The sequence below is a fragment of the Gemmatimonadota bacterium genome (assembly GCA_016712265.1).
In the GTDB taxonomy this organism is placed as follows: Bacteria; Gemmatimonadota; Gemmatimonadetes; order Gemmatimonadales; family Gemmatimonadaceae; genus RBC101.
The window spans coordinates 566,454-592,204 of sequence record JADJRJ010000028.1 but is presented as its reverse complement, the minus strand read 5'-3'; the positions used below and the strand labels follow the sequence as shown (position 1 = coordinate 592,204).

The window sequence follows — 25,751 nt, the reverse complement described above, 5'->3', positions numbered from 1 at the left end:
GGACACCACTTTCGCGGCCCACCACGAGCGTAGAGCGCGACGCCGGCACGGCGGAAATCCTGACCGGTTAACACCCCGCGGCCGGCGCCCGTCTGACAGACATGAGACGCTCATCCATCCGCGCCCTGCTGTTCCTGTCGCTCGCCCTCGTTGCCGTCCCAGTCGTAACGCAGGCCCAGCGCCGCCGCGCGCGCGACGGGGATCTGCGTGCCATCCAGGTCAACGGTCGCGAGCGCAGCTACGTGGTGCGCGCGCCGCGCGATCGCTCCGGCCCGTTCCCGGTGGTCATCGTGCTTCACGGGGGCGGCGGCAACGCCACCAACGCCGAGATGATGAGCGGCTTCACGCGCCTCGTGGAACGCGAAGGGTTGGTCGCCGTGTACCCTAACGGGTCAGGCCGTCTCGGCGAACGGTTGCTGACCTGGAATGCCCGGCACTGCTGTGGATACGCCATGGACCAGCGCGTGGACGACGTCGCGTTCATCGATGCGATGCTGGACGCGCTGGCGCGTGAGCTCCCGGTGGACCTCCAGCGGGTCTACATCACCGGGATGTCCAACGGCGCGATGATGACCCACCGCCTCGCCGCCGAGTTGCGACACCGCCCCGCGGCGATCGCACCGGTGGTCGGTGCGGTCTTCGGGGACGAACCCTCGCCAGCCTCTCCGGTCTCGGCGATCATCTTCAACGGCCTGCTGGACACCAGCGTTCCCCCAGCCGGGGGTCTGGGGGATGGGGTTGGGCGACGGTCCTGGGACGGGACGCCTCCGAAGCCTAACGTTGCCCAGGGTGACTACTGGGCCCGCGCCGCGCGCTGCGCGCCCACTCCTGCGAAAGCCGAGGAGTCACGCGTGATTCACTGGAACTGGAGCTGCCCCGATGTCCTTGCGGTCGAGTTGCACCAGATCAAGGACAACGGCCATGCGTGGCCCGGAGGACGTGCGGGGCGTGAGCGCGCCAACGCGCCCAGCGATGCCATCGACGCGACCGCGGTGATGTGGGAGTTCTTCCGGACAAAACGGACCAGACCGTAGACGGCGGACGGCAGACGGCAGACCTTCCACCCACATGACCACCGCATCGTCGCTACCACGCTGGCGCCCGGCGTATCCGGGCCAGCTGCTCGTGCGCTTGCTGCGCGATCCACTCGCGCACCTGACGGACGTCGCACGCGCGGGAGATGTGGTGCACATCAGGACCCGCGGACGCGAGGTGACCTACCTCGTCAGCCACCCGGAACTCATCCGCGACGTCCTCGTCACCAACCAGCGGAACTTCAAGAAGGGACGTGCCCTCGAGCGCGCGAAACTCCTCCTCGGCGACGGCCTGCTCACCGCCGAAGGCGACGTGCACCGCCGGCAACGGCGCATGATCCAGCCGGAGTTCCACCGGCAGCACATTAACCGGTACGGCGAGTCGATGGTCGCACTAACCGCACGTCGCATCAGTCGTTGGGCGGATGGCCAGCAGCTCGACATGCACACCGAGATGTCCGCCCTCACCCTGGCCATCGCCGGGAGCACGCTGTTCGGTTCCGAGGTCGAGCACGAGTCCGATGACATTGCCACCGCGCTCGACGAGACATTCACGACGTTCATGCGAACGTTCTTCCTCCCGTTCGGCGACACGCTGTTGCGCCTTCCGCTCCCCAGCTCGCGACGTTTCTGGCGGAGCACCGAGCGCCTGCTGGCCTCGGTCGACCGCCTCATTGCCGAACGGCGGGCCAACCCGGGAGACCAGGCCGACCTCCTCTCGCTGCTGCTGCGCGTCCGGGACACCGAGGGCGACGGGTCGGGGATGACGGACCAGCAGGTGAAGGATGAGGCCCTCACCTTCTTCCTCGCCGGGCACGAAACCACGGCCAACGCCCTCGCCTGGAGCTGGTACCTGCTGGCGCAACACCCCGAGGTGGCGGACGCCGTGGCCGCCGAGGCGGCCGCGTTAGGGACGAGGCCGCTCACCGCCGACGATGTCCCGGCCCTGCCCTACACGCGGATGGTATTCGCCGAGTCGATGCGGCTGTATCCGCCGGCGTGGGCCGTCGCCCGCCGGTCGCTGGGGCCGTGCGAGATCGGCGGCTTCCCGATCCCGGCGGACGCGCTGGTGGTGCTGTCCCAGTGGGTGGTGCACCGCGATCCGCGCTGGTGGCCGGACCCGCACCGGTTCGACCCGGAGCGCTGGCGCTCCCCCGATCCCGAGCGGCCGAAGTTTGCCTACTTCCCGTTCGGCGGCGGGGCCCGCATGTGCATCGGGGAACACTTCGCCTGGATGGAGGGCGTCCTCGTCCTCGCGACGATCGCCCGGGACTGGCGCATGAGCCTGCCCCCCGGCGCCCACGTCCGGACGCAGGCGACCATCACCCTGCGCCCGCGCGGCGGGATCCCGCTCCGCCTGCACCGTCGGGGGATCCCGGCCGCTCGTTAGGCTACTTCAGGCCGCGGATCGCCTGCAGGAGTTCGTCCCGCGCGACGGACACGCGCGGCGACGGGCCAAACAACTGGACGAAGATCGAACCGCGCGGCGCCTGGACGATGACCGACACCAGGGTGTGGTTGGGACGCGCCGCGCCCGACTCCGGCCCGGTCCCGACACCGCGCGCATACGACCCCCGCCACTCGGCCACTGTCGTCGGGAAGGGCGCGTCGGCGAGGGTCGTGATCGCCTCGTATACGGACGCACCAGCCGGGGCACTGAACTGGCTCCGCCACCGCTCGATGTTGGCTTCGGGGGAGCCACCCTGCCCCGCCCCAAAGAAGTAGACCACGACCTCCGCGCGTTCGCCTCCTTCCGACGGAAGCACGAACTCCGCGACTCGCATGGACGACGAGGGCGTTCGCGACTCCCAGGTCGAGGGTACGGTCATGCGGTAACCGAGGACCTCGAAGCCCGGGGCCTGGGCGTCCAACCGTGAAATGCCTGTCGAGAGGAGCGTCGCCGTGACCAGGGCGCGGCCCGCGGGGCGCGCGAAGAGGGAGAGTATGGGCATGCCGCAAGCTGCGGACCTCCTGCGCACCGCGCCAGCGGCACCGAGGCCCGCCGTGCCCTTGCCCCGGGACCGGGGAGGGCCAACTTGGGTCGTCCCTTGCCCCTCATCGCATGTCGCGTATCCCGAAACGGTGGTCCGAGCTCGTTCGCGCGCTGTCCATGGCGTCCGTGGCGTCCATGGCTGCCATGGTGCTCGCCTGCTCGACACGTGAACGTGGGCCGGCGACGCCCGCCACTGAAGGCCAGGGCTTCGTCGCCGTCCCCGGCGGACGCGTCTGGTACGAGATGAAGGGCGGCGGCAGCGGGACGCCAATCATCCTCCTGCACGGCGGCCCCGGCGTGCCGAGCGACTACCTGCGCCCCTTGTTGGCCCTTGCCGATGATCGCCCCGTCTACATCTACGACCAGCTGGGCACGGGACGTTCGGACCATCCGGCCGACACGGCCCTCTGGCACACCGAGCGTTTCGGGCGCGAGCTGCAGGCGCTGCGCGACTCGTTAGGCCTGGGCGAGGTCTACCTCTATGGACATTCCTGGGGCACCATGCTCGCCGCGTCGTACATGGAGGGAAAGCCGGGTGGCGTGCGCGGGGTGATCTTCGCCAGCCCCTGCCTGAGCGCGGCGCGATGGACCCACGATGCCGATTCGCTCGTGCGCCTCCTCCCCGACACCATCCAGCGGGCCGTGGCCCAGGCAAACGCGTCGGGCGACTACCAGGCCCCCGCCTACCAGCAGGCGGTGGCCGCGTACAGTGCGCAGTACCTGAACCGCACGCCGATGGACTCCGCGCTCGGCGCCGTGCTCAGCCAGACCAACATGAGCATCTACATGCAGATGTGGGGGCCCAGTGAGTTCAAGGCGACGGGCAACCTCAAGTCGTTCGATGCCACGCCGCGCCTGGGTGAGATCACGGTGCCCACCCTGTTCACCGCCGGGGAGTTCGACGAGGCCACGCCGAACACCACGCGATACTATGCGAGCCTGGTGAAGGGCTCGGAGTTCATGCTGATCCCCGGCGCCGGGCACATGACCACGATCGACAATCCGGCCGAGACCGTCCGCCAGGTGCGCGACTGGTTGCGGAAGGTGGACGTGCGCTAGGCGCGGCACGGGTCGCCTTGCCGAACAGCGGGATCCGGCGGGATCTTGGCGGGGTCCGGCCAACCCGCAGCCGCCTCATGGATACCGCCCGTCGCGACTTTCTCAGGACCTCCGCGTCCACCACCGCCGCCCTCGCCGTGGGTGTCCTCTCGCCGGAGGCAGCGACGGCGGGCACGCGGGACGTGGATTCAACCGCAGCGCCTGCTACAACGGCCCCGCGAGAAGTTGAGAAGCGACTGACGAGGGCGCACCCCATCCCGCTCGATCGGGTCAAGCTCACCGGCGGGCCACTCAAGCGCACGCAGGATGTCACCGCGGAGTACCTCCTGGCCCTGGACCCGGACCGGATGCTCGCCTTCTACCGGCAGCAGGCGGGACTGCCGCCAAAAGCTGAAGGGTACACGGGCTGGGACGGCGGTGGACGCAACCTCACGGGCCACATCGCCGGCCATCACCTGTCCGGGGTGTCGCTCATGTACCGCGCGACCGGCGACGCGCGGTTCAAGCAGCGCGCTGACTACCTCGTGAGGGAACTGGATGTCGTCCAGCGCAAGAACGGCGACGGATATGTCGGCGCACTCGAGGGGCTGCGCGAGGCATTTGCCAGGGTCTCACGCGGCGAGATCAAGTCCGGGGGGTTTGACCTCAACGGTCTCTGGTCCCCGTGGTACACGCTCCACAAGACCTATGCCGGGCTGCGGGACGCGTACCGCCATGCCGGGAGTGCGCTGGCGCTGCGCGTCGAGATCGGCTTCGCCGCGTGGGCGGAGGGGGTGATCGCCCCGCTCACCGACGCCCAGGTCCAGCAGATGCTCCTCACGGAGTTCGGCGGGATGAGCGAGGTGTTTGCGGACCTCTACGCAGACACGGGCGACGCGCGCTGGCTGCGTCTCTCCAACCGCTTTGAACATCACGCGATCACGCAGCCCCTCAAGCGGCACCAGGACAACCTCTCGGGCAAGCACGGCAACTGCCAGATTCCCAAGCTCATCGGGTCGGCGTCGCGGTACGCCTATACCGGGGAGATGGAGGATATCGTGGCGGCGTCGTTCTTCTGGGATCGCGTCGTGCGGCACCACAGCTATGCCAGCGGCGGGCATGGCCTGAATGAATACTGGGGTCCACCGGATGTGCTGGCCCCCCGGGTCGATGGACGCGCGGCGGAGACGTGCAACGTGTACAACATGCTCAAGCTGACGCGTCGGCTCTTCTCCCTGCGCCCGGATGCGGCGTACGCGGACTTTCATGAGCGCGCCCTGTTCAACCACATCCTGGCGTCGATCGATCCCACTGATGGGCGCACCTCGTACATGGTGCCCGTGGGCCGGAGCGAGCAGCAGGAGTACCAGGATATGCAGCGCGACTTCACCTGTTGCGTGGGCTCTGGCATGGAGAGCCACGCGCTGCATGGCGACGGCGTGTGGTACGAGTCCAGCGACACTGTCTGGCTCAACCTATTTGTCCCGTCCGTCGCCCGGACCACGGTGGGCAGGGCCGTCCTGGCCCTCGAGACCAACTTCCCGGATGGCGATGCTGCCACGATCCGCGTCACGATCCCGGCGCCGCGCACCTTTACGCTCAAGGTGCGGCGCCCACATTGGGCCGGCGACGACTTCCAGGTCCAGCTGAACGGGACGGTGCTCGCGCAGCCGGCCCTCGCCACCCTCAGCGACCCCGTGGCGGGGGGCCGCGCCGGCGGGCCCGGCAATGAAGCCACCGCCCCGGTGAGCACCTACGTCACGATCACGCGCACCTGGCGGACGGGAGATACGGTCACCCTCCGGGTGCCCAAGGCGCTTCACCTGGAGCCCACGCCGGACGATCCGAGCGTCACGGCGATCCTCTGGGGCCCGCTGGCCCTCGCGGGTGACATGGGACCGCGCATCACTCGCACCGACGAGAACGCACAGACAACACCGCGCCTGCCTGCGCCGGTCCTGGTGGCCGCGACGCGCGAGGTAAGCGACCTGGTCGTGTCCACGGAAACGCCCGGCAACTTCCTCGTCCGTGGGATCGCCCGTCGCTCGGATGACGACGCCCCGGCACCGGACGTGTCGCTCACCCCGTTCTATCGCACCCACCGCCGTCGGTACGCGCTGTACTTCGACCTCCAGACGCCCGACCAGTACCGGGATTCCCTCGCCGCCCAGCGTGCCGCCCGCGAGGCCTCGTCCCGGCTCGATGCGATGACGGTCGGCACCGTGATCGTCGGCAATCCGGAATCGGAACGGGCCGCGAACTATCGCAGCGAGCCGGCTGACCGCGCGATCGCCCGGAACGAGGGGCGCACCCAGCGGAACGGCCCGGGGTGGTTCTCGTACGACCTGCCAGTTGCCCGCGATGCGGCGATGTCACTCGACGTCACGATGTTTGTGGAGCCGGGCCTCCCCGCCCCGCTTGGTCCGTTCGAGATCCTCGTGGACGGCACCAGCGTGGGGCCGTATGTGCCGAACCACGCGGCCTCGGGGTTTCACCGCGTCACCTATGACATCCCGGTGGGCCTGACGCAGGGCAAGGGCACCGTGACCGTACGCTTCCAGGCGAACGCAAGCGGGCGCATCGCGCCGGTGTACGAGATCCGGAGCGTGAAGCGTTAGGCGGTCGACCGCGATGACGCCCCGCATCCGGGCCGGTCTCCTGGCGCTGTGCCTCCTTGGACCAGCGCACGCCGCCGGCCAACCGCCAGCGCGACCCGCGCCCGCCCGCCCACCGGCGGCCGCTCCGTACCGCGACGCGCGACGACCCATCCCCGTCCGCGTCCGCGACCTGCTCGGGCGCATGACGCTCGAGGAGAAGTTCTGGCAGCTGTTCATGTCGCCCTGGGACTCCACTGACGCGCCGGGATCGCTGGCGCACGGGATCTTCGGGCTGCAGGTGCGACTCGCTGGCCCGCCAGCCGACGTGGTGCGGCGCCAGGTCGAACAGCTCAACGCCCTGCAGCGCACGCTGGTCGAGGACACCCGGCTCGGCATCCCGGGGCTCATGTTCGAGGAAGCGCTCCACGGTCTCCTGGCCCCCCAGGCGACCGTCTTTCCCCAGGCCATCGGCCTGGCCGCGACCTGGGACACCGCCCTGGTCTCCCGCGTGGGTAGCGCAATTGCCCGCGAGAGCCGGAGTCGCGGGATCCGCGACGTGTTGTCCCCGGTCCTGAATGTCGCCAGCGACGTCCGGTGGGGACGAACAGAAGAGACCTACGGGGAAGATCCCTGGCTGGCGTCGCGCCTCGGGGTGGCCTTCGTGTCGGCACTCGAGGGGGCCGGTGTCGTTGCGACCCCCAAGCATTTCGTGGCCAACGTCGGCGACGGCGGGCGGGACAGCTATCCCATCGAGCTCAACGCCCGCATGCTGGAGGAGCAGTTCTTCCCGCCCTTCCGCGCCGCGATCGCCGAGGGCGGCGCCCGGTCGGTGATGACCGCCTACAATTCTGTTGCAGGCGTGCCGGCGACGCAGAATCGTGCGCTCCTGCGCGCGACCCTCAAGGAGGGCTGGGGCTTCGGTGGCTTCGTGGTCTCCGACATGTCGGCCACCAGCGGGCCGACCGTCCTGCACATGACCGAGGGATCCACGGCCGATGCGGCCGCGCACGCCTTTCGCGCCGGACTCGACGTGGTCTTCCAGGGCCGCGTGCACGAAGCGGCCCCATACCTGTCCGCCATCAGGCGCGGCCTCGTCCCGACGGCAGTGCTGGACGAGGCGGTCGCCCGCGTCCTCCGCGTCAAGTTTGCCCTGGGCTTGTTCGAGCACCCGTACGCCAACGTCGACAGCGCGATCCACTGGAACGATCACGCCGCGCATCGCGGGCTCGCGCGCGAGGCGGCGCGACAATCCCTGGTCCTCTTGCAGAACCGGGGTGCGCTCCCGCTGGCAGCGCGGGTGAACCGCGTGGCCGTGATCGGGACCGACGCGACGGAGGCACGACTTGGCGGGTACAGTGGGAGCAACGCGCAGGTAACCAGCATCCTCGACGGGGTGCGGGGCCGTGCGGGTCGCGACGCCATCGTGACGTATGCGCCAGGACCGGGGCGCCTGTCGACGGCCGTCGCGACCATTCCGGTGGACGCGGTCGCCAGCGCTGGCGCCCCAGGGTGGACGGGTTCGTACTTCGCCTCGCCAACACTTGCCGGCACACCGGTGTTTGTGCGACGAGATCCCACGATCGACTACTCGTGGACCCTCTCCGGCCCCGGACCCGGCCTGCCGGCCGACTGGTATGGCGTTCGCTGGGAAGGCACCGTGACGCTCCCCGCGGGACCTGCGCGCCGCATCGGGATCGAGGGCAACGACGGCTATCGCGTGTTTGTCGATGACACGCTGCGCCTCGATCGATGGCGCAAGGAGTCCGCCGGGACGCACCTCGCCACCCTCCCCCTCCTGCCTGGGACGCGCCACGCGGTCCGCGTGGAGTTCCGCGAGATGCGCGGCAACGGACGGGTCCGCCTGGTCTGGGATGCGCCTGAAAGTGCTGATTATCGGAGAGAGATCGACCACGCCGTCGAGGCGGCACGAACCAGCCAGGTGGCCGTGGTCGTCGCAGGCATCGAGGAGGGCGAATTTCGCGATCGTGCTTCGTTGGCCCTCCCCGGCCACCAGGAGGCGATGATCCGCGCCGTCGCAGGCACCGGCACCCCCACGGTCGTGGTGCTGGTCGGCGGAAGTGCCATTACCATGTCGTCGTGGATCGACTCGGTCGCCGCCGTCGTCCACGCGTGGTACCCGGGTGAGGAAGGGGGACACGCGGTGGCCGAGCTGCTCTGGGGCGACATCAACCCGTCCGGCCGGCTGCCCATCACCTTTCCCCTCGCAGAAGGACAGCTGCCGCTCAGCTACAACCACCGACCCACGGGCCGCGGCGATCGTTACCTCGACCTGCCCGGAGAACCGCTCTTTCCGTTCGGCTTCGGGTTGTCCTACACCTCGTTTGCATACACGGACCTGCGCGTCGATCCACCCGAGGCCCGGACGGGCGACGTTACGATCCGGTGCGTCGTACGCAACGCCGGCGACCGCGCGGGGACGGAGGTGGTCCAGCTCTACCTGCGTGACATCCTCGCGACGACATCACGGCCGGTGGCCCAGCTCGCCGGGTTCACGCGCGTGGCGCTCGCCGCGGGCGAGTCACGCGAGGTCACCTTTCGCGTGAACCGTTCGCAACTCCAAATGCTCGACGTGAACGGGCGCTGGGTGGTCGAGCCGGGGACCTTCCAGGTGATGCTGGGCTCGTCGTCACGCGACATCCACCTGCGCGGCACGTTCGACGTGCGATGACCGCTGTCCTCCTGCGGTCGGCCGACGCACCACGACCCCTCAGTCGAGCCCGGCCATCAATCGCAACAATCCATCCTGTGTCGCGTCTCGCCGCGCGACCTCGGCGTGTACGCGGCCCTCGCGAAGCACGACGATGCGGGTCGAGAGCGCCAGCAACTCCGGCAGCTCGCTCGAGACGAGCAGGAACGCGGCACCCTCCGACGCCCGCTCGTCAATCCAGCGATGCAGCTCCGCTTTCGCCCCCACGTCCACGCCACGCGTCGGTTCATCCAGCAGGATGATGTCGCTCCCCGCGGTGAGCCAGCGGGCCATCACCACCTTCTGCTGGTTCCCGCCGGACAGCGACCCGACGACCGCCTCGCGCCCACCATGGCGCACACCAACGCGCGCGAAGCTCGCATCCACGGCGACGGCCTCGGCCTCCAGGTCCACCCAACCCGCCCGGGCGAAGCGTGGAAGGACCGGAAGTGACGCGTTTTCCATGGCGCGCATCCCGAGGACGAGTCCCTGACGCTTCCGGTCCTCAGGGACGAGGCCCAGTCCGGCGCGCATGGCATCGCGCGGTGAGCCAGGGCGCAGCTTCGTGCCGCGCACGTACACATCACCACGGCATGCGCTGTCCAGACCAAAGATCGCCTGCGCCACCTCGGAACGGCCGGCGCCAACCAACCCGGCCAACCCGACCACCTCCCCGGCGCACACACGCAACGAGACGTCCGCGAAGCGCCCGGGCGAACTGAGGCGCTCCACGCACAGCCGCTCTTCGCCCGGCGGCTGCGAAGCGTGCTGTGGATAGTATGAACCCACATCCCGCCCGATCATCAGGCGCACGAGGGTCGCCTCGTCCAGCTGGCTCGCGGGCTGCGTGGCCACGTGCGCGCCATCGCGCAACACGGTGATCGTGTCGCACAGCGCAAAGATCTCGGGCATGCGATGTGACACGTATAGCACCGTCACCCCGCGGGCGCACAGCCCGCGGATCAACCCAAACAAGCGTTGCGACTCGGGGTCACCGAGGGAACTCGTGGGTTCATCGAAGACGATCACCCGCGCTCCCTGGCCGACGGCGGCGGCGATCTGCACCAATTGCCGGTCCGCGATGCCCAGCGCGTGGACCGGCTGGGACGGGTCGATCGTGGCGCCAGTGGCCGCGAGCAGGTCCAGTGCCCGGCGACGAAGCTCCTGCTCATCCACCAGCCCGCGCCGATGTGGCAGCCCGCCCAGGCACAGGTTGTCGCCCACCGTCAGGTTCTCGCAGAACGAGAGCTCCTGGTGCACCATCGCCACGCCAGCATCGAGCGCATGGCGTGGCGACACGAAGCGCACGTGTTGCCCGTCGAGTTCGATCGTCCCTTCGTCGGCAACGGCCAGGCCGGCGAGCACGCGCCCCAGGGTGCTCTTGCCCGCACCGTTCTCGCCGCAAATCGCGTGGCAGCTCCCCGCCGCGACGTCAAAGGAGACGTCGCGAAGCGCCACGATCCCCGGAAAGCGACGGGTGATCCCCCGAAACCGGATGCGTGGGAGACCCACCGCGGGATCAGCGCGGGAGTGCGAGGTACCGGGGATCCACATCCGTGAAGCCCCAATCCACCAGCCGCTGCGCCCACGCGCCCAGGTTGTCCTTCGTCACCTTCACCAGCTCCATCGGCACCACCGGCGGCACCTCCTTCTTGAGATACACATGGTCGACAATCGTTTTCACCGACATGTATCCCCAGTTGTAGGGCTGCTGGGCGAACAACACGGGCGCCAGCCCAGCTTCCAGGTACGCCAACTGCGCCGGAAGCGCATCGATGGAGACGATCTTCATCGTGTTCGCGTCCAGGTCCGTAAGCAGCGTCCGCGTGAACAACGCCCATCCGCCGATCATCGCGATGCCGTTGACCTCGGGATACGCGTTTTTCATTCGCAGCACCTCGGCCGCGGCATCTTGTGGGGTCTCGGCATGATAGAACGCATCCACGATGGTGATGCCCGGATACTTCGCGGCGGCCTCGCGCGCGCCCTTCACACGATTCTGCAGGTTCAGGGCGTTCTGGTTCCCGGCGATGATCGCGACCTTCCCCTTCCCGCCCATTTGGGTGGCCAACTCATCCATCACGTGGGCCCCCATCTGGACGTCGTCACCACCATAGAAGGAGAACCGCTTGGATCCCGGCACGTCACTGTCGAACGTCATCACGGGTACGCCACGGTCGACGGCTTCATCCACCGCACCGCGAACCTTCCCCGCATCACTCGCCGAGAGCAGGATGGCATTCGCGCCAGAGTTTGCCGCTTCCGCAATCCGTTGCGCCTGAACCGCCCCGTCCTCATTCGGCGGGGTCAACCACTCGATGGTGATGGTCACGCCCAGTTCCTTCGACAGCTCCGACGCCGCCACTTCCGCCCCGCGTCGCCCCGCGAGAAAGACGGGATTGGTGGAACTCTTCGCGATCATCGCGATGCGGAATGCCTCGGCGCGTTGCCCAGACTCTCCCCCACCGCATGCCGTGGCCACCACGGCGACCATGGCGAACGTGATGACCGGATTCCGCAAGACACGCATGAAGCCTCCGCGAGACGGGTGACGCGTGAACGTCACGATGGTGTGGAAAGTTTGTCAGCCAACCGCTTCCAGCCCCGCTGGTCCAGGACGACCGCGACGATCAGCGCCGTCCCGATGATGATCCATTCGTAGTTCTGGTCCAGCCGCAATGTCCGGATGGCCTGTCGCATGGTCACAATCAACACGGCCCCCAACATCGCACTGGTGGCGCTGCCCTTGCCCCCCGAGAGCGACGCCCCCCCGACCACTGCGGCCGCCACGACATACAACTCGTACCCGTTCGCATCCGATGAAGTCGCCGAACCGTAAAACGCGGCGCCGAGAAAAGCCGCGACGCCGGCGAGCAGCCCGGACAAGACAAAGACGCCGAGGGTCACGCGCGAGACGTTCAAGCCGGCAAAACGGGCAGCTTCCGCGTTGCCACCCACCGCGAAGATGTGGCGCCCTGCGACGCTGCGCGACAAATAGATACCGCCAAGGACGGTAACCAACAGCATCACCAGCAAGGGGACCGGATAGAGTGCCGTCCCCAGCCCCAGCGGCGCCTTGGCCACCGCCGTCAGGGAGGTCGGGACCAGGACGCTCTCCGCGCGACTCGTCACAAAGGCGACGCCGCGAATGATCCACATGGTCCCGAGGGTGATGATGAACGGATGCACGCCGAGTCCGATGACCATCAAGCCGTTCGCGACACCGCAAGCGAGCCCAACCGCCAGGCAGAGCGCCAGTCCGGCACCAACCGTCAGGACGGGGTCCATGGGTCCAAGGGCGCGCAACGCCATGGCCATCAAGACGCCGCTCAATGCGTAGACCGCCCCCACCGACAGGTCGATGCCCCCGGCGATGATCACGATGGTGGCGCCGACCCCCATGATCGCAAAGGCGCTTGCGTCGGTGGCCATCTGGATCAGCGTGTACCGATTCAGGAAGTTGTTCACCTCCTCGCCGCTCCGTGGATCCACGTGCGATCCGGCGCTGGCCGTCAGGATCGCGCCGAGCAGCAGCAGGACCATCACCAGGCCGAACTGCTGGGACCGCAACACGGAGCGACTCAGCCGACTCACGAGCGATGGCGCGGGGTCAGCTGGGGTCACGAGGGCGGCAAGGGGCGGAGGACGCGCAAACTTACGAGCTGCCGGGGAGGCGTCAACGCAGTCTTCCTCATATGGCGCGGCGGCCGCGCTCCCTGTAGCGTCTACGCCGCTCGACCTCACCGCCTCACTCCGCATGGCCCTCCACAAACTCGTCTCCAATGCTGGCGGCAAGGCCCGCGCCCAACGCGCCCGCCAGCTCGCCCGCCCCACGGCGTCCACGCCCCCTCGCGTCACCCTCGGCGTGATCGTCGGCAACCGCGGCTTCTTCCCGGGACATCTCGCCGCCACGGGGCGCGAAGAGATGTTGCGCGCACTCTCGGCGGAAGGAATCGACGCGGTCATCATTGATGCGGGAGCGACCAACCACGGGGCCATCGAGAGCCGGGCGGAGGCTCGCGCCTGTGCCGCACTCTTCCGCCAGCATCGCGAGCGCATCGATGGTGTGGTGGTGACGCTGCCTAACTTCGGGGACGAGCGCGCCATCGCCGACACGCTGCGGCTCGCCGCCCTCAACGTTCCCGTCCTCATCCACGCCACCTCCGACGACCCGGCGAAGATGAAGATTGATCATCGGCGCGATGCGTTCTGCGGCAAGATGTCGGCGTGCAACGTGCTGCGGCAGTACGGCATTCGCTATTCGCTCACGACCGAACACACGCAGCGCCCCGAGTCGCCAGGCTTTCGCGCCGACTTGCGACGTTTTGCCGCGACCTGTCGCGTCGTGAAGGGGCTGCGCGGTGCGCGCATCGGGGCCATTGGTGCCCGCCCGGCCGCGTTCAAGACGGTCCGCTACAGCGAGAAGATCCTTGAGGCCGCCGGGATCTCGGTGGAACCGATCGACCTGTCGGAGATCCTCGGGCGCATCGCGCGACTCAAGGACAAGGATGCCGCCGTGCAGGGCAAGCTCGCCGAGATGGTGGCGTACGTAGACACCAGTGGCGTACCCGATGCGGCGCTCCTCAAGATGGCGAAGCTCGGCCTGGTGATGGATCGCTGGATGCAGGAAGTGGAGGTCACCGTGAGTGCCGTGCAGTGCTGGACCTCGCTCGAGGAGTTCTTCGGTGTTGTCCCGTGCACGCTCATGAGCATGATGAGCAACGCCAACCTGCCGAGCGCCTGCGAGGTGGACGTAATGGGGACCATCAGCATGCTCGCGCTGACCCTGGCCTCAGGGAGCCCGGCGGCCCTGCTCGACTGGAACAACAACTACGGCGACCACCCAAACAAGGCGGTCTGCTTTCACTGCAGCAACCTGCCCCGCGACTTCTTCGAGGCGCCGGTGATGGACTACCAGGAGATCATTGCCGGTACCGTGGGTCGCGAGAACACGTACGGCACGATCGTCGGCAAGGTGAAGGCCGGCCCGATGTCGTTTGCGCGCTTCTCCACCGATGACCGCACGGGGGCGATCCGCGGGTACGTCGGCGAGGGGCACTTCACGAAGGACAAGCTGTCAACGTTTGGGGGCGCCGGCGTGGTGGAGATCGCGCACCTGCAACCCCTCCTCCGGCACATCTGCCGCGAGGGATTCGAGCACCACGTGGCCGGCACCTTCTCCCACGTCGCCGATGCGGTGCACGAGGCCGCCACCCAATACCTGGGCTGGGACGTCCTGAGGCACGCCTGATGACCATGGTCGCCGGAGTGGACTTCGGCACGCAGAGCGTGCGCGTGTCGATCGTGGACAGCGTCCGTCGCGTGATCGGCTTCGGGGTCGGCGAGTACCCGGTCAAGCGTGACCGTGACGATCCCGACTTTGCCACCCAGTCGCACGACGATCACATGCGCGCACTGGTGGACGCCATGCAGCGTGCCCTGGACGAAGCCGGCGTGGCCGGCACCAGCATCGAGGCCCTCGCCCTTGACACGACCGGGTCCACGGTCCTCCCCGTCGGCGAGGGACTCGTTCCGCTCGACGACTACTACCTGTGGTGCGACCATCGCGCCAAGGACGAAGCCGCACGCTTCACGGCGATCGCGCACGAACGACGCGAACCCGCCATCGACTGGTGCGGTGGCGTTTATTCCTCGGAGTGGGGCTTCGCCAAGGTGCTCCACTGGCTGCGGCACCATCCGGAGCGGCGACACGAGATGGTCACGGCCCTCGAGCACTGCGACATGATCTCCGCCGTGCTCTGTGGCGTCACCGACCATCGGCAGGTGCGACGCAGTGCGTGCGCGATGGGGCACAAGTGGCTCTGGAACGCCTCGTTAGGCGGCTTTCCCCCGGAGGCGTTCTTCGTCGCGGTGGACCCACTCCTCGCCGGTATCCGCGACAAGCTCACCAGCCCCACGTTGACCTCGGAGCACATCGCTGGGCACCTCTGCGCGCCCTGGGCGGACCGACTCGGACTCCGCGCAGGGATCCCCATTCCCGTGGGCGCATTCGATGCGCACTGGGATGCCGTGGGCGCCGGCATCGCCGAGGGCGACATCGTCAACGTGATCGGCACAGCGACCTGTGTGATGGCGGTCGCCGACGACACCGGCCTCGTGCCGGGAGTGTGCGGCGTGGTCGACGGTTCGATTCATCCGGCGATGATGGGAATCGAGGCCGGGTTGTCGGCCTGTGGTTACCTGTTCGAATCCCTGGCCGCACGCACCGGGCAGCGCGTCGGCGACCTGTCGAGGGAACTGGAGAGCTATCGTGGCGGCCAGACGGGACTGCTGCGTCTCACGTGGGACAACGGCGACCGCACGGTACTGGTGAATCCCAACCTCGGGGGCGTCACCTTCGGCTGGACCCTGAACTCAACGGCCGAGGACGACCTCTTTTCCGCCATCGAGGGGACCGCGTTTCACACGCGGATCATCCTGGAGCGCATGCGGGCGCATGGTGTCCCGGTTCGGCGGGTGATCCATGGCGGCGGGATTCCGCAGAAGAACGAGGCGTTGAACCGCGTGTATGCCAGCGTCCTCAATCTTCCGGTGCTGGTCCCCGAATCGCCGATCACCTCGCTCGGCTCCGCCATCTTCGCCTTCCTCGCCTGCGGCGCCTTTCCCTCGGTGCAGGCCGCCCAGGCGGCACTGTGCCCCGCATACCGCGAGGTGGCACCCAACCCGCGCGACGTGGCGACCTATGACCGCCTGTACGCCCTGTACCGGGAGCTGTACTTCGCGTTTGGGGAGCCGGAGTCGCCGGCCGTCAGCGTGGGGCGCGTGCTCCCGGAGATCCGGCGGATCGCAGCGGAGGTCCGGGCGGCGGCTCGTTAGGTGCGCGGACGCTGCCCGTAGTAGGCGCGGGCCCCGTGCTTGCGCAGGTAGTGCTTGTCGAGGAGGTGCCGGGCGATCGGCCGGGCGCCCGGCGCCAGGGCCAGGGTATGACAGGCCATCTGGGCGACCTCCTCCAGGTACGCCGCGTGATCGACGGCGGCCTGCACCGTCGCCCCCCAGGTGAACGGGGCGTGGTTCGCGACCAGGACGGCAGGGATCGCCATCGGATCGAGGGCCCGGAAGCGCGCGATGATCGCCTCGCCGGTGCGCCGTTCGTAGTCCGTGGCGACCGCGCGCGCGGAGAGCGGTCGTGTCACGGGAACCGCCCCGTGGAAGTAGTCGGCGTGTGTCGTGCCCAGGCAGGGAATGGCGCGACGCGCCTGCGCAAATGCGGTAGCGTACAGGGAGTGCGTGTGCGCGACCCCACCGATGCCAGGGAAGGCGGCGAAGAGGGCCGCGTGGGTCGGCAGGTCTGACGACGGCCGGAGCGAACCCTCGATGACCCGACCGTCCAGGTCGGTGACGACCATGCGCGCGGCCGTCAGACGATCGTACGGCACACCACTCGGCTTGATCACGATCAGCCCGCGCTCGCGATCCACGGCGCTCGCATTGCCAAAGGTGAAGTGCGCCAGCCCGCGCGTGAACAGTTCGATGTTCGCGGCACAGGTGGCCTCGCGGAGGGCGCGTGTGGCCCGACCACGCGCGGGGATTGGGCGCGTGCGGCGCGTCATGCGATCCCCGCCCGCACCTTGGCGGCGGCGATGATCGCTGCCATCGTCTCGCGGTGTCGCGTGAAGGTGTCGTCCACCACCTGCAGGGTCGGGATCGCGGTGGGATTGAGGCCGAGCGTGTCCGTCCGGAAGGTCGAGAATCCCCACTCGTGCACCCCCGTGCTGCCACGTCCTGGGGCCGGCGCGCTCAAGTGCGAGAAGAAGCGCGAGTACTTGCGCCACAGCGGCCCGTTCCCGGCGTGGTACACGCCAATGAACTCATGCTGCGCGTCGTAAGGCATCTCGCCCACGCCCACCACGCTGGGATACTTCTCGCGGAGGTTGCGGATGAGGCGTCGTGTGCCCTCGTGCATGTCGCCCGTGGTGCTGTTCACGTGCCCCCCGACGATATCGAGGAAATACGCGTCCACCCCGAACCGCTCGATCATGTCGGCAATGCGCCCCTCAAGGTACGTCCGCCACTTGTCCTCGCCGACGTTCATGTAGGTCAACCATCCGTCCTGGTGCCGGTCGTTGTTCCAGTCGACCCAGTCCAGGTTGTAGGTGTTGCCGTCGATCTTCTGCGTTGCCCCGCTGGCGATGTCCTTCCAGATGGGCTGCTTGCGGTTGGCGGAATTGGTGCCGTACATCGGCATCAGCCGAAAGCCCAGCCGGCGAGCCTCGGTGATCAGCGTGCGCAACCCGGCCTCCCCTCCCATGCGGGCAGGCACCTGGTAGTTGGGGTAGTCCCAGTAGTAGCGGCCGTCCCACGCCGCGAGGAACACCAGCACGCGCGAGGCCGGGATCTGCGTCGCCATCCAGCGCAGGATCGCCAGCTGCTGCGCATAGTCGTTGAAGATGAACCCGGTGTAGTGCATCCCGTGCAGCGTCGTCACCAGCGCAATGTCGCGCATCCATGCGGGGGTGTCGGTACGGGTCTCCCAGGCCGGGAGGTTGAAGGCGCGCTCGATGTGCGCCATGTGGTGCGCCACGGCCTCATCGAGGGTGGTCGTGTGGCCCAGCTCCCATGTGGGGACCACGACCCGGGTGTCGTTGCGCCAGGCGTCGTGCTCATAGATCGCCTCGGTGCGGAATGCGCGCTCGCCGGCCTGGAAGTAGTAGCGCTTGGGACGCACCCGCGTGTCGCGCGTGGTGAGGTAGAGGTGATCGGTGTCCGACACCTGCACCACCGCCAGCGGCGTCGTCATGCTGTGCGGCACCTGGGCCCCGTGCAGGTCGCCGGCACCGAAGGTGTACCCGCCGAGGAGGTCGCCATCACGCGGGTCGATCAGCGCCCCGCCGCCAAACGAGACCTTGCCGCGGGGCACATCGCGAATCACCGTGGTGATCGACTTGATCGGTCGCGACATCTCTGCCGTGATGTCCCACGTGATCGACCGACCGCGTCGCTGAAAGCGCACGGTGACCGTCCCCGGCGCCCTCTCCTGCCCTCCGGCCCAGGTCAGCCCCGAGCAGGTCAGTTCGAGGGCGTCGTCGTTCCCCGTCGCCCGCATCGTCGTGCGGTCCATCGCGTAGGTGTTCTCCTCCGTGAACAGGAGGACGCTGAACCGGTGATCTCCAAAGACGACCCCAGGCTCGGGGAAGTCGAAGGAGAACTTCATCAGGGAGTCGCCGCGCGACGGAATGAACACATCGCTCGTGGACGTCAACTCGACGATGTCCCCCGGCGCCAGGCGCTCGCGCACTGGGAGCGAGGCCGCCACAGGCGTGGGGATGCCGACCGTATCCGCCGCGGTCACGTCCGGGACCAGGGCCCCGGCACCAACCGCTCCTACGGTCTTGATCCAATCGCGTCGAGAGAACGGCTCCGCCATGTCTGTGTCGGGACGAGGAATCGCCAAGTATCAACCCGTGAGTCCGAGGTGTCGAGCCCGCCCCGGCGACCTGTCACGTCCCCTCGGCGTCGAACAGGTGACGGAAGAATCGCTCCGGCGCCTCAAGGAAGTCTCGCGTCACCCGATAGTGGTCCGTCTCGCGATAATCGATCGGCTCAATGCGCCCGCCGTCGAACCCCAGCACCGTGGACCCGGGGAGGGCGAGCAAGATCGGCGAGTGCGTTGCAATGATGAACTGCGCGATGCGCTGCGACGCCAGGCTGTTGAGGATGCGCAGGAACGCCAGTTGACGCTGCGGCGACAACGCCGCTTCCGGTTCGTCGAGCAAGTAGAGCCCATCTTCAAAGCGATGCTCGAACAGGGCCAGAAACGCCTCGCCGTGAGATCGCTCGTGAAAGGAACGGCCACCATAACGATCCCAGCGCGAACCAACACTCTCGAGGTAGGTACTGAAGTGGTGAAAGGTCTCCGCCCGCAGGAAGAAGCCGTCCACCTGGCGCTGGCGCCAGGAGAGCTTCAGGGCGCGGCCGAGGGTTGCCCCTTCGCCGCCCTCCTCGAACCGGTGGTCCCGACTGCCGCCCATCATCCCGAACCCGGTGCTCCAGGCAATGGCTTCGAGGAGCGAAGACTTGCCCGATCCATTCTCACCGACGAAGAAGGTCACCGGCGACGCAAACTGCAGGTCCAGCCCATCGGCCAGGATGGGCAGGGAAAAAGGATGCACGTCGGGCTGCACGCGATCGTCGTGCAGGCCGATGCGCGTGAGGAAGGGACTTCCGGTCACGCCGTGAATGGTCTTGACGCGGCTGCGCGGCGGCATGAGGAACGGGATGCAGAAGGAGACGGCCGATGAAGCTGCCTTTTCCTGCCCGGCGTGCACAAGTGAACGCGCCCGCAGTCATGAACGATGATGGCACGATCGGCCACGGCGAAACAGTTGAAGGAACGCGCCTGTTCGACCGTACCGTGTCCCGCGACGGGAGCCACCCGGGCACGCGCACACCAGCCGCGCTCACGGGTAGATTCAGGTCGTGACACACCAAGCCGCCCCCGGAATTCGCCTGCCACGCGCGGCGTACGGAGCGCTCCTCGGCGCCCTGCTGGCCTGCGCAGAGGCGCACGAGACGGCAGAGCCCCTCTCCGGGAACCCGTCGCTCTTCCGGTGGTCATTGCCGGCGGGCGTCGCGCCTCCATCCGTCCCGGTGGGCAACCCGATGTCCGCGGCGAAGGTCGAGCTGGGGCGTCGCCTCTTCTACGACACCCGGCTCTCCGGCAATGGCGCGTTTGCCTGCTCCTCCTGCCATCGCCAGGAGTTCGGCTTCGCCGACGCCAAGAACATCCCCCTCGGCTCCACCGGCCAGGCCCACACCCGCAACTCGATGGGGCTGACCAACGTGGCGTACCAGCGCAACTTCGGCTGGGCGGACCCTTCCACAATTTCCCTGGAGACCCAGGCACTCATCCCCGAACTCGGCGAACTCCCCGTGGAGCTGGGGATCAAGGGACGCGAGGCCGACGTCCTCGCCAGGCTGCGTACGGAGCCGGTATACCAGTCGCTCTTCCCCACCTCGTTTGGCGCCACGCCGGACCCGTTCACGCTGACCAACGTCAATCGCGCCATTGCCGCGTTCGAGCGCACGCTCATCTCGGCCAACGCCCCGATCGACCGCTTCAATCGCGGCGACTCCACGGCCCTTAGCGCAGCGGCACGTCGCGGGCTCAACGCTTTCAATGCGCTGCGCTGCACCCGCTGCCACGCCGGCCCCAACTTCTCCATCGCCTTCGAGCCAGGCGCCCCGGCGGGCGACGAGTTCGTCAACACCGGGCTCTACAACATCGGGGGGACGGGGGCCTATCCCGCGCGGAACGGCGGGTTGTCCGAGCACACGCGCCTCGCGTCGGACATGGGTCGCATGAAGGTTCCCACGCTGCGCAACGTTGCCGTGTCCTTCCCCTATGGCCACGACGGATCCGTCGGCTCGCTCGACGACGTCATCGGCAACTACGCCCGCGGTGGCCGCCTGGTCCCGGTGGGGCCAAATGCCGGGGACGGACAGCTGAACCCGTTCAAGGACCGACGCATTTCCGGGTTTGCCATCTCACCGCAGGGTCGGGCGGACCTGGTCGCCTTTCTCCAGGCCCTCACCGACTCCGCGTTCCTGGTGGATCGCCGGTTCTCAAATCCCTGGCGCTAATCGGGCCTAGCCGCGCCGCCGCTGCTGCCCTTGGCCCGGCCCACGTGGCGGGTTCTTGATCCGCTCCGGCACCTTGGTCCACTGCGCGGGGGTCAGGATCCCCTGCAGCTGCTTCAGCACCGCCTCCGACTCGGTCCGCACCGACTCCAGGCGCGTGGTCACCCGCGACATTACCGCCCCCATGTCCGGGTTGGCGCCGGCCGAACGAATCATCTCCTGCACCTCGCGTCCCAACGCCGCATTGCGTGCCGTCACCGTATCCGCGATCGGCTGGATGGCAGCGACCTGCTCGGCCGTCAGCTGCAGCGAATCCTTGAGCTGCAGGATGGCGTTGGCCGCGTTCTGGTTGAGGATGGCGGCGCCGGGGAAGTTGGCCCCTCCACCGGTCGCACCTGCCTGGCCACCAGCGCCACCGGCGCCACCGCGTCCTCCACCACGAATCAAGCCATTAAGCATCTCGCGGGCCCGGTCGGGGCCTAACGTATACCGGGCCTGCACGCCCAGCTGGAACGGCACCGTGATGCCGTTCGCCCCGCTGCGCGTCGCCCCGAAGCGCTGGTTCACCTCGTAGGTGTATCGATTGGTGGCTGGATCAAAGCCACGTACATACAGCAGGGTGTTGTCCTGGCCACGGAACTGGCCCCACCCGCGCAGGTTGTCACTGCCGTGCAGCCACTGGTCGAGGCCACCGAGGAAATTCACGGTCATGAACGAGACCGCGAGCCGCCGGTTGAGGCCGAGGAGGTTCGGGCGCCAATTGGCCTGCAGGTCCAGCGAGGGCTGCCAGATGCCGGTACAGCTGTTGCGGGCCGCAATGCCCCCCAGCTGGCGGTTGACGCAGTCCCGCGCGCCATTCGGCAACGCGGCGATGAGCGTGGACATTCCCTGGGCGAGGAGTGGGTCGCTCGTCGCGGCCGGATCAAACAGGAAGGCCCGGTCGTTGCGCGACCCGTCCCCATTGATGTCGGCGTTCACCATGGGAGTGAACGGCGAGCCCGAGGTGAGCCGTCCAAAGGCCGTGAACTCCAACCCGAGGTTGACGGGATAGTTCATGGTGGCGACCCAGACGTGCCGGCGCTCGTTGGATGACCGCGACCACTCGCGCACGTTCGGGTTCCCACCGGTCGTGGGACCGCCGAAGGATCCGCCGCCACCTCCGCCACCGCCAAACCCGCCGAAGCCACCTCCCCCGCCACCTGACCCCTGGTCGCGCGCACGGGCCCAGGTGTAGGACAGGTTGAAGTTGATCCCCCGTCCGGTGAAGCCGCCGAGCGACACCGTGGCCTGCCGCGCATCGGTCGCCAGGTCGGATCGCGTGACCAGCACCTGACCGAAGTTCGGGTCCCGGCGCGAGGCAAGGACCGTCGTAGCACCCGTTGCGGGGAATACGGTTTGCGCGGGCACGAACACCGGCCGGTCGCCTTCCGCGGCGAGGGCAAACTGCGGCGTCGTATTGAGGTTCGCGTCCACGTAGCCGGTCTGCGCGACCCCGCGCGAATACGAGAGGTCGAAGTTGAACGTATAGCGCTGCCAGAAGCGACGGGTGGCGCCTAACGACGACCGCCAGGCACGGGACGCGGCGAAGTCATCGCCAAACACGGTCACGTTCGGTCGCGTCGTCGGGACGAACTGGTTGCCCCCACCCAGGCACGAGGTCGGAATGCTCCCCGGATCGGTGGCGAAGCCGCCCCAGTCCGGCGTGGGCACAATGGCCCCGATGCAAATGAGCTGTGATTCGTTGTTGGGCAACCCGGTGGCGCCAGCCGCATTGGCCACGAGGTTGGTGGACGGCGCCGAGCGAAACTCACCGAGGCCGCCACGAATGGTCCATCGCGGTTGGCCGCCCCCGCCAGGACCACCGCCGAATCCACCTCCACCGCCAAAACCACCACGACCACCGCCACCTCCACCGCCACCACCACCGCCCTGACCTCGCCCGCCCGCACCACCGGCGCCGCCGCCCGCGGCGCCCTGGCCGCCAGCCGCATTGGGGTTCCCCTGCGTCGGCATCCCGATCGTCCAGGTGAACCCAACGCGTGGCGTCACCCGCACGTCGGTTGGCACCTCATCCGTGCGATACCCAAAGGCCTGCTCGACCGCGGGGTTGTACTGCGGCGTCTTGCCAAAGAACGATCCTTCGCCGCGCAGCCCATACGTCAGCTGCACCGCGCGATTCACGCGCCAGGTATCGCCGAGGTACAGGTTAACATTTGTGCCTTGCCCTTCGCGCAGGCGTGGCGTGAGGGTGCGCGTGAACATCGCCGGTCGTCCGGCCTCGAAATCCTCGAGGGAGTTGAAGGTGTAGCTCCCCCACCGATTGCTGGTCACATCCTGCGAGAACGCCGTGCTGCTCACCAGCATGCCGAGCTTGAGCCGGTGTCCGTCCGCGAGCCAGGATACCTCATTCGTCGCCTCGACGCCCGTGTTGCGGCCGGCCTGCGGCAGCCCGGTGTTCCCGCCGAAGGTCAGGGTGGCGATCCCGCTCTGTCCGTCCTCAAAGGCCGAGGTGACCTGGACGCGCCCGGCCGGGATCTCGATGAAGGGCGTCCCCTCGTTGCGATCGCGGGAGACATAGAACTTGAACTCATTGAGAAAGCGACCGGCGAAGTTGGAGGTGACGGTGGTCATCAGGCCGCCCCCCCAGCTGTTGTTGTTTCCCCCCGTTTGCGGCAAGGCCAGTGGACCAATGCGGGTGGGATCCTGGTCACTCAGGCGCCAGTCACCGCGTACCGTGATCGAGTGGCCGCCGTCGGTGAGGTAATCGAGGCGCAACATCCCCGAGACGTTGTCGGAGAGCCGGTCGTCGGCGAGCACGCTGAACGGTCGTACGCCGGCGCTGGTCAGCAGCTGCGTGAAGCGTGTCACGGAGTCTGGGCTCACGCCGAACCGCTGGAGCGTCAACGCATCGCTATTGGCGAGCGAGGTCACGACGTCATTCCGTCGCCGCAACTGGAGGGCCCCAAACCCGAACAGCTTGTCCCGCACCACGGGCCCACCGAATCCGCCAGAGAACTGGTTCTGCGTGAACCCCTGCGCCGCCGGTCCGGGATCCTCGCCCTCGATCGCGAGATCACGATCGCGGAGCGAGTAGGTGAAGTTCCCCTGCATGTTGTTGGAGCCGCCGCGGCTGGTCGAGGAAATCAACCCGCCGGAGAACTGCCCGCGCGAGACGTCGAAGTTGGAGGTCTGCACGCGCGAGGTGCGCACCGCTTCCTGCGGCATCTGCGCCGAGCCAAACGACATGCCGTCGAGCGTGATATTGTTCGCGTCCGGCGACAGCCCCGCGACCGAGAACGCGCCGGGGGTGGAGTCGCTCCCCGGGATAGCCACCAGCCCGGGGGCAAGCAGCGCGAGTTGGGTCAAGTCCCCTGCATCGATCGGGAGTCGCGCGGCCTGGTCCGTGTTGATCGCCCGCTCCACCGTCCCCGGCGTCGGCGCATCACGATCCCGCGGCGTCTCCTGCCGCGCCCGCACCTGCACCGCCGACAGCACGGTCGGGTTGGTCGTCAGCACAAAGTCGCGTACCAGGCGATCCTCGTCCGCGGTGCGCAGCACCATCGCCGCTTGCGGCGCCAGGCCTAACGAGCGCACCGTCACCTGGTACTGGCCGCCGCCGTCCGGGAAGAGCACGGTGTACTTGCCCTGCGCGTTGGTGCGCGTCCGGCGCGTGATGTTCGACTCCAGCGACAACACCTCCACCTGCGCCCCCTCGATGGGGAGGTTGCCCTCCACCCGGCGCACGACCCCGGTGATGATGTCGGTGGTCGCGCCGATCTGGGCGCCCAAGGTGGGGGCAACAAGGAACAGGCCGAGGACTGCGGCCGCGAATCTCCGAAGGCTTCTCATTGACGACACGTGCAGGGGGGAAACCGCTCGCAACCCGAGTGGGACGACAGGGCGCGCCGTTCGTTAACGCAGACCCCAGCGGACCTGTTCGGGCTTAACGGGAGGCCGCAAACCGGCGTCGTACCGGGCGAAGTGACGTGATCCATGTCCCCGAGAAGGAGCTGCTCCATGTTGACCCGACGCCCGCTGGTGGCTCTTGCCACCCTGATCCTCGTCCCTGCGGCATTGGCCGCCCAAACCCGACGGGCCCGCCCGGCGGACGCCCCACCCGCGCGGCGACCGGAACTCGGCGCCTCCCCGACCGAACTGCTGAATCGGCGTCGTGAGCTTGACCTCACCCCGCGACAGGTGGCGCGGCTCGACTCCCTGGAGCGCACGATGGTCACCCGCCGCCAGTCCCTCATGAACCAGGCGCGTGCGCTGCGCGACTCGGCCTGCGGAACGAGCGGCCGCTGCAGCGACAGTGCCCTCCGCACCTTGCGCGGCCGCATGGGCCAGCTGCGCAGCCGAGGGATCGACACCACGATGGGTCGTCAGGCGCTCGCGATCCTCGATTCCACGCAGCGTGGCCGTGTGCAGGGGATGCGCATGGCGCGGGCGCGCCAGGGGATGGCGCTGCGTCGTGATGCGATAGGACGCCGCAACGAGTTTGGCCCCCGGCGCGCCCCCGGACGTGGTCGCGTGGACGTGGGCCCGGGACGTGGCCGCATGGACGCAGGCCCGCGGCGGGGTCGCGGACCGGCAGAGGATCGTTGGATGCCTCGCGGTGGAGGCCGCATGTCTCCCCAGTGGCAACGGGGCGACACGGACGACCGGCCACGACGCCCCCTGCCGCCGCCACGTCGTCGCGGGGACGACCTCGAAACGCCCGCACGGCCTGACACCACGGGCTGACCCCCTTCCTTGGCAGGGGCGCGGGTCCCGGCGGTTGCCGG

17 protein-coding genes are annotated in these 25,751 nt (G+C 68.3%); 9 read left to right on the top strand and 8 right to left on the bottom strand.

Going from position 1 to position 25,751, the window contains the following annotated elements:
• The first annotated feature begins 101 nt into the window (after positions 1 to 101).
• Together IPK85_09500 and IPK85_09495 are read left to right on the top strand one after the other, a co-directional pair.
• On the top strand, positions 102 to 1,034 hold the full coding sequence (locus tag IPK85_09500) for a dienelactone hydrolase family protein (protein MBK8247616.1): 933 nt from the start codon (positions 102 to 104) through the stop codon (positions 1,032 to 1,034).
• A 34-nt stretch (positions 1,035 to 1,068) separates the two neighbouring features.
• Positions 1,069 to 2,424, top strand: coding sequence for a cytochrome P450 (locus IPK85_09495; GenBank protein MBK8247615.1), 1,356 nt, complete (start codon positions 1,069 to 1,071; stop codon positions 2,422 to 2,424).
• 1 nt (position 2,425) lies between these two features.
• Here the strand turns inward: IPK85_09495 and IPK85_09490 are convergent, their stop codons facing one another.
• Complete coding sequence (locus IPK85_09490; protein ID MBK8247614.1) at positions 2,426 to 2,986, bottom strand: hypothetical protein; 561 nt, start codon at positions 2,984 to 2,986, stop codon at positions 2,426 to 2,428.
• A 185-nt stretch (positions 2,987 to 3,171) separates the two neighbouring features.
• On the opposite strand from IPK85_09490, the gene IPK85_09485 reads away from it, so the two are divergent.
• The 3 genes from IPK85_09485 (at position 3,172) to IPK85_09475 (ending at position 9,351) form a co-directional block, all read left to right on the top strand.
• Positions 3,172 to 4,086, top strand: coding sequence for a proline iminopeptidase-family hydrolase (locus IPK85_09485; GenBank protein ID MBK8247613.1), 915 nt, complete (start codon positions 3,172 to 3,174; stop codon positions 4,084 to 4,086).
• Positions 4,087 to 4,163: 77 nt separating this feature from the next.
• Positions 4,164 to 6,683 carry a glycoside hydrolase family 127 protein gene (locus IPK85_09480; GenBank protein ID MBK8247612.1) on the top strand — a complete coding sequence of 840 codons (2,520 nt, stop codon included), beginning with the start codon at positions 4,164 to 4,166 and terminating at the stop codon, positions 6,681 to 6,683.
• A 13-nt stretch (positions 6,684 to 6,696) separates the two neighbouring features.
• Positions 6,697 to 9,351: a glycoside hydrolase family 3 C-terminal domain-containing protein gene (locus IPK85_09475; protein MBK8247611.1), complete on the top strand. Its 2,655-nt coding sequence runs from the start codon at positions 6,697 to 6,699 to the stop codon at positions 9,349 to 9,351.
• 39 nt (positions 9,352 to 9,390) lie between these two features.
• Here IPK85_09475 and IPK85_09470 read toward each other — a convergent pair whose 3' ends face one another.
• The 3 genes from IPK85_09470 to IPK85_09460 are packed head-to-tail and all read right to left on the bottom strand — an operon-like array spanning position 9,391 to position 12,993.
• On the bottom strand, positions 9,391 to 10,923 hold the full coding sequence (locus IPK85_09470; protein MBK8247610.1) for a sugar ABC transporter ATP-binding protein: 1,533 nt from the start codon (positions 10,921 to 10,923) through the stop codon (positions 9,391 to 9,393).
• Positions 10,889 to 11,899, bottom strand: coding sequence for a substrate-binding domain-containing protein (locus IPK85_09465; GenBank protein MBK8247609.1), 1,011 nt, complete (start codon positions 11,897 to 11,899; stop codon positions 10,889 to 10,891). The genes IPK85_09470 and IPK85_09465 overlap by 35 nt, the downstream gene beginning before the upstream one ends.
• A gap of 32 nt (positions 11,900 to 11,931) precedes the next feature.
• The gene (locus tag IPK85_09460; GenBank protein ID MBK8247608.1) at positions 11,932 to 12,993 is read right to left on the bottom strand and encodes an ABC transporter permease; all 1,062 of its coding nucleotides are present in this window, start codon (positions 12,991 to 12,993) and stop codon (positions 11,932 to 11,934) included.
• A gap of 133 nt (positions 12,994 to 13,126) precedes the next feature.
• Between IPK85_09460 and IPK85_09455 the strand changes: the two genes are divergently transcribed.
• Both IPK85_09455 and IPK85_09450 read left to right on the top strand, forming a co-directional pair.
• On the top strand, positions 13,127 to 14,620 hold the full coding sequence (locus IPK85_09455; GenBank protein MBK8247607.1) for an L-fucose/L-arabinose isomerase family protein: 1,494 nt from the start codon (positions 13,127 to 13,129) through the stop codon (positions 14,618 to 14,620).
• Positions 14,620 to 16,206 carry a ribulokinase gene (locus IPK85_09450; GenBank protein MBK8247606.1) on the top strand — a complete coding sequence of 529 codons (1,587 nt, stop codon included), beginning with the start codon at positions 14,620 to 14,622 and terminating at the stop codon, positions 16,204 to 16,206. The genes IPK85_09455 and IPK85_09450 overlap by 1 nt, the downstream gene beginning before the upstream one ends.
• Here IPK85_09450 and araD read toward each other — a convergent pair.
• From araD to IPK85_09435, 3 genes are all read right to left on the bottom strand, one after another.
• On the bottom strand, positions 16,203 to 16,940 hold the full coding sequence (gene araD / locus IPK85_09445) for an L-ribulose-5-phosphate 4-epimerase AraD (GenBank protein ID MBK8247605.1): 738 nt from the start codon (positions 16,938 to 16,940) through the stop codon (positions 16,203 to 16,205). The two genes, IPK85_09450 and araD, sit on opposite strands and share 4 nt — an antisense overlap.
• Positions 16,937 to 18,754 carry a hypothetical protein gene (locus IPK85_09440; GenBank protein ID MBK8247604.1) on the bottom strand — a complete coding sequence of 606 codons (1,818 nt, stop codon included), beginning with the start codon at positions 18,752 to 18,754 and terminating at the stop codon, positions 16,937 to 16,939. Before IPK85_09440 ends, araD begins: the two co-directional genes overlap by 4 nt.
• 73 nt (positions 18,755 to 18,827) lie before the next feature.
• Positions 18,828 to 19,595: an AAA family ATPase gene (locus IPK85_09435; protein MBK8247603.1), complete on the bottom strand. Its 768-nt coding sequence runs from the start codon at positions 19,593 to 19,595 to the stop codon at positions 18,828 to 18,830.
• Positions 19,596 to 19,830: 235 nt separating this feature from the next.
• On the opposite strand from IPK85_09435, the gene IPK85_09430 reads away from it, so the two are divergent.
• A complete protein-coding gene (locus tag IPK85_09430) occupies positions 19,831 to 20,970 on the top strand; it encodes a di-heme enzyme (GenBank protein ID MBK8247602.1) in 1,140 nt (379 codons plus the stop codon).
• Between the two features lie 6 nt (positions 20,971 to 20,976).
• Here the strand turns inward: IPK85_09430 and IPK85_09425 are convergent, their stop codons facing one another.
• Entirely contained in the window at positions 20,977 to 24,816 is a 3,840-nt protein-coding gene (locus tag IPK85_09425) for a carboxypeptidase regulatory-like domain-containing protein (GenBank protein MBK8247601.1), read from the bottom strand.
• A gap of 168 nt (positions 24,817 to 24,984) precedes the next feature.
• Here IPK85_09425 and IPK85_09420 point away from each other — a divergent pair, with 168 nt between their 5' ends.
• The gene (locus IPK85_09420) at positions 24,985 to 25,710 is read left to right on the top strand and encodes a hypothetical protein (GenBank protein MBK8247600.1); all 726 of its coding nucleotides are present in this window, start codon (positions 24,985 to 24,987) and stop codon (positions 25,708 to 25,710) included.
• Positions 25,711 to 25,751 lie beyond the last annotated feature (41 nt).

Coding starts and splice junctions, on each gene's coding strand:
- IPK85_09500 (MBK8247616.1), top strand. CDS start 102: ATGAGACGCTCATCCATCCGCGCCCTGCTGTTCCTGTCGCTCGCCCTC.
- IPK85_09495 (MBK8247615.1), top strand. CDS start 1,069: ATGACCACCGCATCGTCGCTACCACGCTGGCGCCCGGCGTATCCGGGC.
- IPK85_09490 (MBK8247614.1), bottom strand. CDS start 2,986: ATGCCCATACTCTCCCTCTTCGCGCGCCCCGCGGGCCGCGCCCTGGTC.
- IPK85_09485 (MBK8247613.1), top strand. CDS start 3,172: ATGGTGCTCGCCTGCTCGACACGTGAACGTGGGCCGGCGACGCCCGCC.
- IPK85_09480 (MBK8247612.1), top strand. CDS start 4,164: ATGGATACCGCCCGTCGCGACTTTCTCAGGACCTCCGCGTCCACCACC.
- IPK85_09475 (MBK8247611.1), top strand. CDS start 6,697: ATGACGCCCCGCATCCGGGCCGGTCTCCTGGCGCTGTGCCTCCTTGGA.
- IPK85_09470 (MBK8247610.1), bottom strand. CDS start 10,923: ATGTGGATCCCCGGTACCTCGCACTCCCGCGCTGATCCCGCGGTGGGT.
- IPK85_09465 (MBK8247609.1), bottom strand. CDS start 11,899: ATGCGTGTCTTGCGGAATCCGGTCATCACGTTCGCCATGGTCGCCGTG.
- IPK85_09455 (MBK8247607.1), top strand. CDS start 13,127: ATGGCCCTCCACAAACTCGTCTCCAATGCTGGCGGCAAGGCCCGCGCC.
- IPK85_09450 (MBK8247606.1), top strand. CDS start 14,620: ATGACCATGGTCGCCGGAGTGGACTTCGGCACGCAGAGCGTGCGCGTG.
- araD (MBK8247605.1), bottom strand. CDS start 16,940: ATGACGCGCCGCACGCGCCCAATCCCCGCGCGTGGTCGGGCCACACGC.
- IPK85_09440 (MBK8247604.1), bottom strand. CDS start 18,754: ATGGCGGAGCCGTTCTCTCGACGCGATTGGATCAAGACCGTAGGAGCG.
- IPK85_09435 (MBK8247603.1), bottom strand. CDS start 19,595: ATGCCGCCGCGCAGCCGCGTCAAGACCATTCACGGCGTGACCGGAAGT.
- IPK85_09425 (MBK8247601.1), bottom strand. CDS start 24,816: ATGAGAAGCCTTCGGAGATTCGCGGCCGCAGTCCTCGGCCTGTTCCTT.
- IPK85_09420 (MBK8247600.1), top strand. CDS start 24,985: ATGTTGACCCGACGCCCGCTGGTGGCTCTTGCCACCCTGATCCTCGTC.